The organism is Bradyrhizobium sp. SPXBL-04 (assembly GCF_051853035.1).
In the GTDB taxonomy this organism is placed as follows: Bacteria; Pseudomonadota; Alphaproteobacteria; order Rhizobiales; family Xanthobacteraceae; genus Bradyrhizobium; species Bradyrhizobium zhanjiangense.
This window is the reverse complement of record NZ_CP182472.1, coordinates 1,059,417-1,072,749: the sequence shown is the minus strand read 5'-3', so window position 1 is coordinate 1,072,749 and position 13,333 is coordinate 1,059,417. Positions and strand designations below refer to the sequence as shown.

Here is a 13,333-nt window from a genome sequence, read left to right as displayed (position 1 = left end):
CTCAATCCGGCAAGCCTGATCGGCCTCACGCCGGCTTGAACGATGCCAGCGCGCTTTCCAGCAGCGAAAGGATTCGCGGCGCGTCAACACACCTGCCGTTTTGGCTCAATGCTCTGCAACATCAAACCCGGCGATCAAGCCATACGATCGCCAAACGCTTGACCTACATCAACCAGCCTTGGTGGGGATTGAGCCGGACCTTTTCGGGGGCCAACATCAAGGTGTCGAGCATGCGCGTCACCGGCAGGCTGCTGTTCGTTTTGATCGTCGCTTTGGCTTCGCTTGGGGCGATGTCCCTGCAACACGCGGAGCAAGCCACGACCGACAAGGAAATCCGCATCGGCAATGTCATGCCGTATTCGGGACCGCTCTCGGAGTTCGGCGCCATCGGCCAGGCGGAGGCCGCCTATTTCGACATGATCAACGCGCGTGGCGGCATCAACGGCCGCAAGGTCCGCTTCATCACGCGCGACGACAATTCCGATCCGGCGACTGCGCTGGAGCTGACGCGCAATCTGGTCGAGACCGAGGACGTGCACCTGATGTTCGGGTCGTTCGGCACGCCCGGCAATCTCGCCACGCGCTGGTATCTGAACGAGAAGAAGATCCCGCAGCTGTTCGTCGCCTCCGGCGACGAGGAGCTGAGCCAGCCAAGCGCGTTTCCCTGGACCATGGGCTGGCAGCCGTCGTTCCGGTCGGAGGGGCGCATCTACGCCAACTACATCCAGGCCTATTATCCCCGGAAAAAGATCGTGGTGCTCTGGCAGAACGACCAGTTCGGCCGCATGCTCTACAAGGGCATCCAGGAAGGCCTTGGCGACCTCAACCGTCATGTCCTCGTCGACATCGCCTTCGACATCGCCGACGAACATCTCGACGGACACGTCTCGATCCTCAAGCGCGCGGGCGCCGACATCTTCGTCTTTCTCGGCGTGCCGTCGACGGCATCCAAGGTGATCAAGCTGGCGGCCTCACTCAATTGGCATCCGGTCTTCATCGTGAACGATGCCTCCGCCTCGATCGCCAATGCGATGGCGCCCGCGGGCCTCGAGAACTCCGCCGGCGTGATCTCCGCGGCCTTTCTGAAGGATCCGAGCGATCCCGCATGGAAGGACGATGCCGCCATGAAGGACTGGTTCGCCTTCATGGACAAATACCATCAGGCCGAAAGCACCAACAGCAGCGCCGCGCTCTACGGTTACGCCGCGGCCGAAGCGCTGGCGCAGGTGCTGAAGCAATGCGGCGACGACTTCTCGCGTGACAACATCATGCGTCAGGCGGCTTCGCTTAAGGGTTATCACCCCTCCGTCGCGCTGCCCAACATCAGGATGAATACCTCGCCCAGCAACTATCTGCCGATCAAGCAGATGCGGCTCGTCCAGTTCGACGGCCGTTCCTGGCAGCCTTTTGGTGAGGTGATCGAGACCGCCTTCACCGAAGGCGCGGCGCGGTGAGACGCCTCAGAGCGCGTGTGAGCGCCGAGCGGGGTCACCTCTCCCGCTTGCTTGCGGGAGAGGTCGGCGCGAAGCGCCGGGTGAGGGCTCTTTCCGCTTGGGGATCGTCCCGTTGAGGAGGAGACACCCTCTCCTCAGCCCTCTCCCGCAAGCGGGAGAGGGAGCAGACCTTTCTCGCGACCACAACGAGGGCTCAATCAGGCAACGCTGATCGACCTCACGCCGGCTTGAGCGATGCCAGCGCGCTTCCAGCAGCGAGCGGACTCGCGCTGGATTACCGGACTTCACCACCGCGGTGGTTCAACCCCATTTCATGGTGGTCGCAGCAGGCGCCTTTTCGTTTCATCACGGATGTTTAAGATCGGCGCCGACCTGCATCCGCTCCGCCGGGAGAGACCCATGACCGAGACCATCCGCATCAAGCGCTTCCAGGCGCGGCCCGTGATCGTGCCGATGAACCTGCCGCTCCAGACCTCGACCGGGGCGGTCGCCAAAGCGCCGCTGGTGCTGATCGACTGCGAGACCGACCAGGGCGTACGCGGGCACGCCTATCTGTTCTCGATCACGCCGTCTGCCTTGAAGCCGCTGACGGCCATGGTCACGGAAATGTCGGAGTTCGTCGTCGGCGACGAGCTGCTGCCGTTCGAGATCGAGCGCAAGCTCGCCCAGCGTTTCACGCTGCTGGGCCTCGCCGGACTGCAACGGCTGGCGCAATCCGGCATCGACATGGCGTCATGGGACGCACTCGCGCGTGCACGCGGCCTGCCGCTGGCGCGCCTGCTCGGCGGCGCGCCAAAGCCGGTCAGGGCCTACAATTCGAAGGGGCTCGGCATCATGCCCGCGAGCGCCGCAGTCGAGGAAGCGCACAAGCTGCTGGCCGAGGGTTTTCGGGCGGCAAAGATCCGCGTCGGCCGACCCGATGCGCGGGAGGATCTCGCCGTCGTGCGCGCGGTGCGCAATGCCGTCGGCGATCAGGTGACGCTGATGTGCGACTACAATCAGGCGCTGACGGTCGCGGAAGCCATCCGCCGCGGCGAGATGCTCGACGACGAGGGCCTCACCTGGATCGAGGAGCCGATCCGCCACGACGATTATGAGGGCAGCGCCCGTATTGCGGACGCGCTGCACACGCCGGTGCAGATCGGCGAGAACTTTGACAGCGCCTTCGCGATGCAGGCGGCACTCGCCGCGGAAGCCTGCGACTACGTGATGCCTGATGTCCAGCGCATCGGCGGCGTCACCGGCTGGCTGCGCGCCGCGGCGCTGGCGCACGCCGCCGGCATCGAGATGTCGACGCACCTGTTCTCTGAAGTGAGCGCGCATCTGCTCTGCGTGACGCCGACCGCGCATTGGCTGGAATATGTCGACTGGGCCGACGCGGTGCTGTCGACGCGGCTAAAGATCAAGGATGGCTTTGCGCTGCCGAGCGAGGAGCCCGGCAACGGGATTGCGTGGGACGAGGCGGCGGTCGCCAAATATCTCGTCACATGATCGCCTACCGCCACCTCACCGGCGTCGTCCTGGCGAAGGCCCGTTATCCCAGGGAGTAGTTTGGCGAAGACCGGCTGCTCGGTACTGCGAGCACTCACAATCGAAGGATCACGCGGTATGGGTCCTGGCCTTCGCCAGGACGACCCTGGGGAGATGATGTGCACAACTATTCATCGCCGTGGTAGGCGCGGTAAAGGGCAGGCCCGCGTACGCGTGCAGGATGCGACGTCACGCGAAGGAAAAGCCGGGCTTGCCGCGAAGAAAGCCGTTGGCAAAGGCGACGCCCGGGTAAAGATCGGACAAGCGGCGGCTTGCGCTTTCGGCTGAGTTGCGTCCGTCGAGCACATCGCGAAAGGTTCTGGCAACACCCACCATGTCGCAATCCTGCGGCGATAGGCGCAGCGAGCCGATCCCAGCCTCGCGCAATGCAGCAACGTCTCCAACGAGATTGGTGCAGGCATGCGACAGGGTCTGGACGCCGTTGATCGTGAGGAACTCCTGCTGGTCCAGCGTCTTCAACGCGAGCCCGTCCGGGTCCTTTTCGCAGACGAAGCGGCAATTGTCCTTGGACAGCTTGTGAAGCCGCGCATGGTAACAACGGGCGGAGATCGCCAGCGGCACCCGGCCGAAGGCAAAAATCTCGATCACGGCCTGGGGCACCGCTGCGGCAATCACCGCCGCTGACGAGATCGGCAATTCCGGCGGCAGGCAGATGCGCGCTGCGCCTTGCCGGACGTGAAAGGCCGCGTTGGTCTCGTTGTAGATGTTGACGTAGGGACCGATCGCATGCGGCCGGCCCTTGATCGAGCGGAGGCAGGTCAGATCGTTCACCTCGACCAATGCGCCGTCAGTTGCGCAGAGCTCCTCGGTCTGACGCCGTTCGCGCCGCAGCGACACCAGGATCAGCGAACCCAGCAGAACCTGTTTGCCGGCACGCTGGAGCCGTTCGATCACGTCAGGCAGGTGCTCCGCGAAGAACGGCGAGCGTTTCGAGCAGACGACCTCGCCTACGGACACGACATCGACCGGCGCCTCGTCGGCAATCCGGAAGTAGAAATCGCGCCAGCGGTCCGGCGCCCAATTGTAGAGGACGGGGCCGAGACTCAGCTGCATCGGGGCTTCTCTCATTGATGGCCGGCCGCCATCGGTTGCAATCATCGCCATCAATCATCGCCATTAATCATCGCCATGTCTTGCGATAGGCGCCGAGCGTAGAGGCCTGGCCTTCAGTGAAGGGCCGCAGGCTCACGATGTCCGCTTGGCGCCCCTGCTCGATTGTATCGAGTGCGCGGCGGAAATGACGGACCACGCTCTCGATATAGGCCCGTCCGCGCTGACGCCCCTCGATCTTCAGGGCGGCAACGCCGGCGCTTCGCAATCCCCCGAGCAGCGTCGTGGCATCGAGGCTGACAGGGTCCTCGAAGACGTAGCCGTCGCCATGCGCGGTGGAAAACCGCCCCTTGCAGAGGGTCGGATAGCCCGCGGCCTCCTGCGGGGCGAAGCGGTTGATGGTGAAGCCGCCAAGCCGGGACGTCGTTCCCTGCGCGGTCTCCTCATAGGCTACATGGCTCGCCGGCGAGCAGACGCCCTGCATGTTCGGCGATTTGCCGGTCGCATAGGACGACAGCGAGCAGCGCCCCTCGGCCATCACGCAAAGGCCGCCGAACACGAACACTTCGGTCTCGCACGCCGTCTCGCGGGTGATTTCGGCGATTTCCGCAACGCTGAGCACGCGTGGCAACACGACGCGGCGCGCCCCGAACGTCTCGACGTAGAACGCGATGGCATCGGGATTTGCGGCGGCAGCCTGCACCGAAACATGAAGGCGCTGACCCGGATGACGCTTGGCGACGTAGTCCATGAGCCCGATATCGGCGACGATCAGCGCGTCGGCTCTGGCATCGACGGCATCGTCCACGGCGCGCTGCCAGAGCGTCACGGACGACGCCCGCGGAAAGGTATTGATGGCGACCAGGATGCGCGCGCCGCGTCCATGGGCGAACGCGATTCCCTTACGCAGCTCGTCGCGGCTGAAGTTCAGCCCCGGAAAATTGCGCGCGTTGGTCTCATCGTTGAAGCCGCAATAGACGGCGTCCGCCCCGGCATCGATGGCGCTGCGCAGCGCGGCCGGCGTGCCGGCGGGACAGATCAGCTCCATCACCTCTGCTCCTGCGGCGGGCCGGTCAGCCTGTCCCGCGCGGCCTCGAAGGAACGCCTCACCGGCTCGCCCAACGGACCGAACAGGGAAGCCAGCTCCGCGGCGAGATCGAGCCGCGCATCGTCGATCGCATTGCGCAAGGCCAGCACAGCCTCCATGTCGCCTTCGATTCCGAGCTGGCGCGAAAACATCAGCGCGTCGCCATCGACCCTGCCCTCGACCAGGGCCAGCAGGTTGGCGAGCGAAGCGGAGACATAGGCTTCCAGGCCTTGCGGCAGCTCGCGCACCACCGACAGAAGCGGCGGCGCGGCCTCGACGATGAAGGCGAACGGCAGGTCGACCGGCTTGATCCCGAACCGTGCGCGGCGATGTGGTCCGAGCCGGTCGAGCAGTCCGGGATTGCGCCTCAATATCCGCGACAGGAAACCACCAAGCGCGAATTGCAGCGGCAGCAGCGGCAAGGGACGTATTGCCAGAGCGAGAAGCGGCGGGATTGTCGGCAACGAACCGGACGCGACGGACGAATGACTCATTCCGTCATCTGAGCCGATTGCGCGCAAATGTATTTGAGCGGGAACAATGAAGATCGAAATCACGCCGGCTAGCTTCTGCTTTTTCAGGAGACCGTTCGCTTGCAACGTGACGTTCCGCGCTTCGGCGAATTATCCGACTTCCTGCACTTCCTCGAAGGCAAGGGGCAGCTGCGACGCATTCGCGAACCGGTTTCCGTGGTCCATGAGATCACCGAGATCCACCGGCGCGTGATCGGCGAACACGGCCCTGCACTATTGTTCGAACGCCCGGTCAGGGCCGATGGCCTTCCCTCCGAGATGCCGCTGCTGACCAATCTGTTCGGCACGGTGGAGCGGACCGCGTGGGGCATGGGCATCACGCCGGACCGGCTCGAAGAGCTCGGCGTTTTGCTGGCCGAGTTGCGCGCGCCGCGTCCTCCGCATGGCGTCCGGGATGCCTGGCGCAAGCTGCCGCTGGCCCGCGCCGCCCTTGCCACGCGGCCGCGATCGCGCCCCGCGGCGGCGGTGCAGGATCGCGTGACGATGGGCGAGGACATCGATCTAACAAAACTGCCGGCGCAGATCTGCTGGCCGGGCGAGCCCGCACCCTTGATCACCTGGCCGCTGGTCATCACCGCGCCGCCGGAGTCGTCCGTCGCGGACCAGGAAGAGAATGTCGGCGTCTACCGCATGCAGATCCTCGGTCGCGACCGCTCGATCATCCGCTGGCTCGCCCATCGCGGCGGCGCCCGACATCACCAGCAATGGAAGGCACTGGGACGCGACATGCCGGTCGCGATCGTCATCGGAGCCGACCCCGCGACGATCCTCGCCGCCGTGCTGCCGCTACCGGAGACGATATCCGAGCTGCGCTTCGCAGGTATCCTGCGCGGCGAGCGGCCCGAGCTGACGCCGTGCCTGACGATTCCTCTCGCGGTCCCCTCCGCGGCCGAGATCGTCATCGAGGGCCTCGTCTCGGCAACCGAGACGGCCGCCGAGGGCCCCTATGGCGATCACACCGGCTACTACAATTTGGTCGAGGCCTTTCCCGTGCTTCGGGTCACCGCCATCACGTCGCGCCGACAGCCGATCTATCTCTCGACCTTCACCGGCCGCCCGCCGGACGAGCCGTCCCGGATCGGCGAAGCATTGAACCGGCTGTTCGTGCCGCTGATCCGGCAGCAATTCCCCGAGGTGACCGACTGCTGGCTGCCGCCCGAGGCCTGCTCCTACCGGGTCGCGATTGCTTCCATCAGGAAGCGCTATCCCGGCCAGGCGCGACGGCTGATGCTGGGCTTGTGGTCGATGCTGCCGCAGTTCAGCTACACCAAGCTGTTGATCGTGGTCGACGATGACATCGACATCCGCGACTGGCGCGCCGTGATGTGGGCGGTCGCGACCCGCAGCGACAGCTCGCGCGACCTCGTCACGCTCTCGGACACGCCGATCGACTATCTCGACTTCGCCTCGCCGAAATCCGGCCTCGGCGGCAAGCTCGGAATCGATGCCACCACCAAGATTCCGCCCGAGACGGAGCGGGCCTGGGGCGAGCCCCTGATGATGGATCCAGCCGTGGTCGCCAGGGTCGACAAGATGTGGCCGGCGCTCGGCCTCGGCGCAATGGCTGGACCTCAACTGCGCGAGACCGCATGAGCGCGCGGCATGGCGTCGTCGTCGGCATCAGCGGCGCCTCGGGCGCGGCCATCGGCGTGCGCATCGTCGAGCGGCTGACGGAGAATCCGCTTTGCGCGGTGCATCTCGTGATCTCACCGGCGGCCGAGCGCACGCTCACCGAGGAGGTCGGTGCCGGCGCGCTGCCCCGGCTGCGCGCCCTCGCCTTCCGCGACCATGATCCTGCCGACATCGGCGCCAGCATCGCCAGCGGCTCGTTTCCCGCCAGCGGCATGATCGTGGCGCCGTGCTCGATCCGCACGCTGTCGGCCATCGCCTGGGGACATCTAGACAATCTCCTCGTGCGTGCGGCCGACGTGCAGCTCAAGGAGCGGCGGCGTCTGGTGCTCCTGGTCCGAGAAAGCCCGCTGCATCTCGGACATCTCCGCGCGATGCTCCAAGCGACCGAGATCGGCGCAATCATTGCGCCACCGCTGCCCGCCTTCTACCTGAAGCCGCAGTCGGTGGCCGACATCGTCGACCAGATCGCCTGCCGCGCGATCAACCTGCTGGGCCTGCCCGACGTCTCGGCGCCGGCGTTGAGATGGCACGGCCGTGACGCCGACGATTCATAGGCATCAGCGCGCGGCCGCGTTCAGATCCATCGTCTCCAGCAGGCTGTTCTGCCGCCAGTCGATGAAGGCGTCCTTCAGACGGCTGATGATTCCGGCGTGCTCGGGCATGCCGAAGAGATTGTGCCGTTCGAGCGGATCGGTCGCGAGATCGAACAGCTGCCCGTCCTCGGCGCCGTGAATGAACACGACCTTCCACCTGTCGTCACGCACCATGGTGATCAGCCTTGCGCCGGTCATGGCGACGTCGCCGGCCTGCTCGCTGAACACGAAGCCACGGCCGGACCATTTCTCGCCCTTCAGGGCCGGAAGCAGGCTGCGGGCCTGGAACGGCTTCGGATGCTGTGCGCCGGCGAGATCCAGAATGGTCGGGGCCAGATCGAACAGCTGGCACTTCCCGGCAATGCGGCGCCCGCCGGTGAACCGTCCCGGTGACCAGACCAGCAGCGGGATGCGGGTGACGGGCTCGTACATCGACCATTTCTGACTGAGGCCGTGCTCGCCGAGATTATCGCCGTGGTCCGACATGAAGATGACGACGCAATTGTCGAGATAGCCCCTGTCTTCCAGCGTTTGCAGGAGACGGCCGATCTGCTCGTCGATCATGGTGACGTTGGCATAATAATGCGCGCGCAGGCGCCGCATTTCGTCGTGCGTCGGTGCGAGCTTCCATGACACCGCGTCATGGTCGACTTCGGTGTCGTGGCGACGCTTCTCCTTCAGATAGGCCGGCAGCCCCTCGATCTCGGCCTCGGTCGGCTGCGGCACCGGAAGGTCGTTGCGCGCGAGGTAATGTTCCAGATAGTCCGGCAGCGGATCATAGGGCGGGTGCGGTCCGGGCAGGCCGATCTGCATGAATAGCGCCTCGGGCTTGGGTCGGGTCTCGAGCCACCACATCGCGGTCTCCGCGACGAAGATGTCCGGATGCAGCGATTTCGGCATTTCCCAGGTGAACGCGCCCATGCGGTCGCCATAGTCCGGCAGGCTGCGGTAGCCGGCGCGCGACGGCTTTGTCAGCTTGTGGGCGGCAAAGGCCTTGTCGAGTTCGTCGGCGAACCAACGGCCCTCGAAGAAGCGATCCTTGTTCTCGACGACGAAACGCTCGTGGAAGCCGGCCTTCGCATCGTAGGGGATCGTGTGCATCTTGCCGACATTGACGCAGTGATAGCCAGCCTCCGCCAGATTGGTGACCCACGTCTTCTGCCAGTGCTGCCCGTTCTTCAGCACGCCAGAGGCGTGCGGATAGAGGCCGGAGAACAGCGCCGCGCGCGAGGGAACGCAGCTCGGCGCGTTGATGAAGCAATTGTCGAAATAGACGCCCTCACGCACCAGTCGATCGAGATTCGGCGTCTTCATGTAGGGATGGCCTGTCGCCGCGATCGTGTCGAAGCGTTGCTGATCGGTCATGACCAGGACGATGTGGGGCTTTGTCACGATGGTTTTGTCCTGCGCGGCATTGATCTGGGAGGAGATATGTCTGACATAATAATTCTTGTCAAACCTGCTGCCATGAGATTATCTTGCATGCGACGGCCGGAATTCTTCTCCGCCGCGTCGTCAGCATCTGCAATAAATCAGACATTTGACTTCACGGAACCGGGTTCACCGTGGCCAAGACCGACAGCAGCGATAATCCGCAGGCGAGCGCCCAGGTGGCCCGCGAGGTGGCACGACTGATCCTGACCGGGGTGTGGCGCGAGGGCACGATCTTGCCGCGCGAGGTCGAACTGGCCTCGCGCTTCCGCGTCAGCCGCGCCTCGATCCGCGAATCGCTATCGCTGTTGAAGGCGAAGGGATTGATCGCCTCGAAACAGAAAGCCGGCACGCATGTCCGCGCGCGCTTCGACTGGAACATGCTCGACGAGGAGCTGCTGAACTGGACGCTGTCGGCGCTGCCGACGCAGGAGTTCGCCAAGCAGATCATGGAGGTCCGCCGCATCGTCGAGCCCGAGGCCTGCGCGATCTGTGCGATGCGCGGCACGGATGAGGATTTTGCCCGGATCGAACGCGCCTATCGCGGCATGGACGCGGCCGGCATGGACCGGCGCGCTTATGCCGAGCCCGACTTGCAGTTTCATCGCGGCATCCTGATCGCCACCGGCAACGACTTTCTGATCGCCTTCGGCGCGACGGTCGCAGCAGCCTTGCGGATGTCGTTCAACCTGTCGACGACCAATCCGGGCGCACCACGGAAAAGCCTGCCCTATCATCGCGCGGTGCTTGACGAGATCTGGGCACGCAATCCGGACGGCGCGCGCCAGGCCATGCACAAGCTCATGGATCTCACCGAACAGAACATCGTCTCGGCCCTGTCGCGCCAGCGAAAGAAGGATGCCGAGGACGAGAACGCCCGCACCAGACGGGCGCGTTGAAACCGGCAAACAATAATTGGGAGGACATGATGAAGAACGCATCGCGCGGAAGTTCGCTCACCCGCCGTAAACTCTTGCAGGCCAGCGCCGCGACCGCGGCGCTTACGGCATTTCCCGCGCCGCTGATCGCGCAGACGAAACCGTTTGCCGGCGTTACGCTGCACGGCGCCTCGTTCCAGCACCGCTTCTTCACGCTGCTGCAGAAATACATCCCCGAGTTCGAGGAGAGGACCGGGATGAAGGTCGATCTCCAGCTCTCGGCCTTCCCGGTCTACAATCAACAGGCCAATCTCGAACTGTCCTCCGGCGGCTCGGCCTATGATTTCGTCAACGTCACCTTCATCCTCGCCGCACGCTGGGTCGCGGCGGGATTGCTGGCCAATCTCGACGAGTTCACCGGCGATGCCAATCTGACCCCGGCCGAATGGAATCCCAAGGACTTCGTCGAAGGCGCGCAGGTGCCCTACCGCGACGCCAAGGGCGCGACCTACGGTTATTCCTGGGAAGGCGGCGCGATGCTGATGGGGCTGTCGCGCATGGATCTGATGGAGAAGAAGGGGCTGAAGGTCCCGAAGACGTTCGCCGAGCTCCAGCAGGTCTGCGCCGAAATCAACGGCACCGACGGCGTCAGCGGCATCACCTCGTTCCAGCTGCATCACTGGAATCTGCCGCCCTACATCCAGGGCTTCGGCGGCAACATCTTCCGCAAGCCGCCCTCCGACATCATGCCGGCGTTGAACACGCCCGAGACCATCCAGGGCATCGAATTCTATGCGAACCTCCTGAAGAGCGCGCCGAAGGGCGTACTGACCTACACCGAAGACCAGGCGCGGCAGTCGGTGCTCACGGGACGCGCCAACATCTTCATCCATTCCAGCGCCTGGGTGACGCCGATCCTGCTGTCCGAGGAGAGCAAGGTGAAGGAGACAGCGCGCGTGGTGCGGATGCCCGCGGGACCCGTGCATGACCACCCCGCCTCCAACAGCCAGGGGCTCGGCATTCCCAAGAACGCCAAGAACAAGAAGGCGGCGTGGGAATTCATCAAATGGGCGCTCTCCCCCGACATCTCGATGCGGCTCGTCAAGGAGCACGGCCATTCCTCGGTCTGCCGGCGCTCCATCATCACCAGCGAAGCTTATCGCAAGCTCAACACCGTCAACGGCCAGGATCTGGGCGCGCTCTATCTGGAAGTGCTGGAGCTGCCGGCCAAGGGCGAGAACTACATGGCCTATCGTACCGTGAAGGAGTTCCCGATCGTCGGCGACGTGCTCAACAAGGCGTTCGAGCAGGTCGCAACCGGCCAGCTGCCCGCGAAGGACGCGATGAACGCCGCGCAGGACCAGGCGATCGCCGCGCTCCGCCGTGCCGGGACGCAGCTTTGAGCGAGAGTGGAATTGACGCGGAGCGCCGCAGCTTCATCGCCTGCGCGCTCACGCCGAGCCTGATCGTGCTGTTTGCGGTCGCCGTGCTTCCGGCGATCTATCTCGTCGTGACCAGCCTGACGCCGTTCCAGTTGACGGCGCCGGGCTCGGCGACCGATTTCAGCGTGCCGCTGCGCAATTACGGCCTGCTGCCCGGCGATCCCCGCTTCGTCAATTCACTCTGGGTGCAGGCAAAACTGTCGTGCTGGGGTGTGCTGTTCCAGGTCCTGCTCGGCATGCTGCTCGCGCTGCTCCTCAACGTGCCGTCGCGCTTCGTCGAGTTCGCCCGCACCTTCTTCCTGATCCCGATGGTGCTGCCGCCGATCGTCGTCGCGGTGATCTGGAAGCTGATCTACACGCCCGACATTAGCCCGCTTTATTACGCCGCGCAGCTCCTCAATTTCACCATGCCTGCGCTGACCTCCAGCGTCGATTTCGCGCTGACCGCCATCATCATCGCCGACACCTGGGAATGGTTGCCCTTCACCTTCCTGATGGTGCTGGCGGCGCTCCAGACCATTCCCGACGAATATTCGGAGGCCGCCCTGGTCGACGGCGCCAGCAAGCTTCAGATCTTCTGGTACGTCACCCTGCCCTTCATCACGCCGATCCTCGTCATCTCCGGCATGTTCCGCCTGATCGACAGCGTGAAGGCGTTTCCGTTGATCTTCCTGCTGACCAGCGGCGGTCCGGGCACGGTCACGGAAGTCACGAACTACTATGCGTATCTCCTTGCCTTCGACACCAACGAGATCGGCTATTCCAGCGCGGTCACGGTCGTGATGCTGCTGCTCGTCGCCGGCATCAGCCTTGCCCTGGTCTGGATGGGGCGCCGGCGGGAGGCGATGGCATGAGCCACCATTCCGGACGCCGCGCGACGCCTGGGCGGCTGGTCGCGATCACCGTGACGCTGCTCGTCCTGCTCTCGCCGTTTCTGTGGCTCCTGCAGATGAGCTTCAAGTCCAACGACCAGATCCTGCAATTCCCGCCACCGCTGATCTTCACGCCGACGCTGGAAAACTACATCTCGCTCTGGCACAGCGCGTTCTCGGCCTCCTTCGTCAACAGCCTCTTGAGCGCCTCGCTCTCGACCGCGCTCGCACTGCTGTCCGGCGTGCCCGCGGCCTACGCGCTGTCGCGCTGGGCCGGGCGCGGCAAGCATGCGCTCTCCTTTGCGATCCTGGTGACGCGCATGGCGCCGCCGATCGCCTTCACCATTCCCTTCTTCCTGTTCTATCGCTGGATCGGGCTGCTCGACACCGTCACCGGCCTGGTGCTGGTCTACACCAGCTTCAACCTACCCCTGGTGATCTGGATGATGCAGCCGTTCTTCGACACCATACCGGTTTCGCTGGAGGAAGCCGCCCTCGTCGACGGCGCGCGGACCCGCACGGTGTTCACAAAAATCGTGCTGCCGATGGTGACGCCCGGCATCGCCGCGACCGCGATCCTCTGCTTCCTCTACGCCTGGAACGATTTCTTCTTCGCGCTGATCCTCACCCGGACCAATGCACGCACCGCGCCGGTCGCCGTCGTCAATTTCATGAACTACGAGGGCTGGGAATGGGGCAAGATCGCCGCCGGCGGCTCGCTGGTGATGGCGCCGGTGCTGATCTTCTCGCTCGCGGTGCGCCGTTATCTCGTCTCCGGGCTGACCGCCGGCGCGGTCAAGGGATGATGCC

12 protein-coding genes are annotated in these 13,333 nt (G+C 64.6%); 8 read left to right on the top strand and 4 right to left on the bottom strand.

Annotated elements, in window-relative coordinates:
- The first annotated feature begins 230 nt into the window (after window positions 1–230).
- Both ACNJX8_RS05005 and ACNJX8_RS05000 read left to right on the top strand, forming a co-directional pair.
- Window positions 231–1,454, top strand: a complete 1,224-nt coding sequence (locus ACNJX8_RS05005) for an ABC transporter substrate-binding protein (RefSeq protein ID WP_439361810.1) — start codon at window positions 231–233, stop codon at window positions 1,452–1,454.
- Between the two features lie 399 nt (window positions 1,455–1,853).
- Window positions 1,854–2,945 carry an enolase C-terminal domain-like protein gene (locus tag ACNJX8_RS05000; protein ID WP_439359795.1) on the top strand — a complete coding sequence of 364 codons (1,092 nt, stop codon included), beginning with the start codon at window positions 1,854–1,856 and terminating at the stop codon, window positions 2,943–2,945.
- A gap of 228 nt (window positions 2,946–3,173) precedes the next feature.
- Here ACNJX8_RS05000 and ubiV read toward each other — a convergent pair whose 3' ends face one another.
- From ubiV to ubiT, 3 genes are all read right to left on the bottom strand, one after another.
- Window positions 3,174–4,058 (bottom strand): ubiquinone anaerobic biosynthesis protein UbiV, encoded by an 885-nt coding sequence (ubiV, locus tag ACNJX8_RS04995; protein WP_439359794.1) that lies wholly within the window; start codon window positions 4,056–4,058, stop codon window positions 3,174–3,176.
- 67 nt (window positions 4,059–4,125) lie between these two features.
- Window positions 4,126–5,103, bottom strand: a complete 978-nt coding sequence (ubiU, locus tag ACNJX8_RS04990) for a ubiquinone anaerobic biosynthesis protein UbiU (protein ID WP_439359793.1) — start codon at window positions 5,101–5,103, stop codon at window positions 4,126–4,128.
- Window positions 5,103–5,636 (bottom strand): ubiquinone anaerobic biosynthesis accessory factor UbiT, encoded by a 534-nt coding sequence (ubiT, locus tag ACNJX8_RS04985; protein ID WP_439359792.1) that lies wholly within the window; start codon window positions 5,634–5,636, stop codon window positions 5,103–5,105. Before ubiT ends, ubiU begins: the two co-directional genes overlap by 1 nt.
- 99 nt (window positions 5,637–5,735) lie before the next feature.
- On the opposite strand from ubiT, the gene ACNJX8_RS04980 reads away from it, so the two are divergent.
- Both ACNJX8_RS04980 and ACNJX8_RS04975 read left to right on the top strand, forming a co-directional pair.
- Window positions 5,736–7,268 carry a UbiD family decarboxylase gene (locus ACNJX8_RS04980; RefSeq protein WP_439359791.1) on the top strand — a complete coding sequence of 511 codons (1,533 nt, stop codon included), beginning with the start codon at window positions 5,736–5,738 and terminating at the stop codon, window positions 7,266–7,268.
- Window positions 7,265–7,861: a UbiX family flavin prenyltransferase gene (locus tag ACNJX8_RS04975; RefSeq protein ID WP_439359790.1), complete on the top strand. Its 597-nt coding sequence runs from the start codon at window positions 7,265–7,267 to the stop codon at window positions 7,859–7,861. The genes ACNJX8_RS04980 and ACNJX8_RS04975 overlap by 4 nt, the downstream gene beginning before the upstream one ends.
- A gap of 3 nt (window positions 7,862–7,864) precedes the next feature.
- Here the strand turns inward: ACNJX8_RS04975 and ACNJX8_RS04970 are convergent, their stop codons facing one another.
- Window positions 7,865–9,292, bottom strand: a complete 1,428-nt coding sequence (locus ACNJX8_RS04970) for a sulfatase family protein (RefSeq protein ID WP_439359789.1) — start codon at window positions 9,290–9,292, stop codon at window positions 7,865–7,867.
- A gap of 173 nt (window positions 9,293–9,465) precedes the next feature.
- Here ACNJX8_RS04970 and ACNJX8_RS04965 point away from each other — a divergent pair, with 173 nt between their 5' ends.
- From ACNJX8_RS04965 to ACNJX8_RS04950, 4 genes are read left to right on the top strand one after another with little or no spacing between them, the layout of a single operon-like run.
- On the top strand, window positions 9,466–10,230 hold the full coding sequence (locus ACNJX8_RS04965; RefSeq protein WP_439359788.1) for a FadR/GntR family transcriptional regulator: 765 nt from the start codon (window positions 9,466–9,468) through the stop codon (window positions 10,228–10,230).
- A gap of 29 nt (window positions 10,231–10,259) precedes the next feature.
- A complete protein-coding gene (locus tag ACNJX8_RS04960; protein WP_245473394.1) occupies window positions 10,260–11,612 on the top strand; it encodes an ABC transporter substrate-binding protein in 1,353 nt (450 codons plus the stop codon).
- A complete protein-coding gene (locus tag ACNJX8_RS04955; protein ID WP_091892059.1) occupies window positions 11,609–12,505 on the top strand; it encodes a carbohydrate ABC transporter permease in 897 nt (298 codons plus the stop codon). Before ACNJX8_RS04960 ends, ACNJX8_RS04955 begins: the two co-directional genes overlap by 4 nt.
- Window positions 12,502–13,329 (top strand): carbohydrate ABC transporter permease, encoded by an 828-nt coding sequence (locus ACNJX8_RS04950; protein WP_439359787.1) that lies wholly within the window; start codon window positions 12,502–12,504, stop codon window positions 13,327–13,329. Before ACNJX8_RS04955 ends, ACNJX8_RS04950 begins: the two co-directional genes overlap by 4 nt.
- Window positions 13,330–13,333 lie beyond the last annotated feature (4 nt).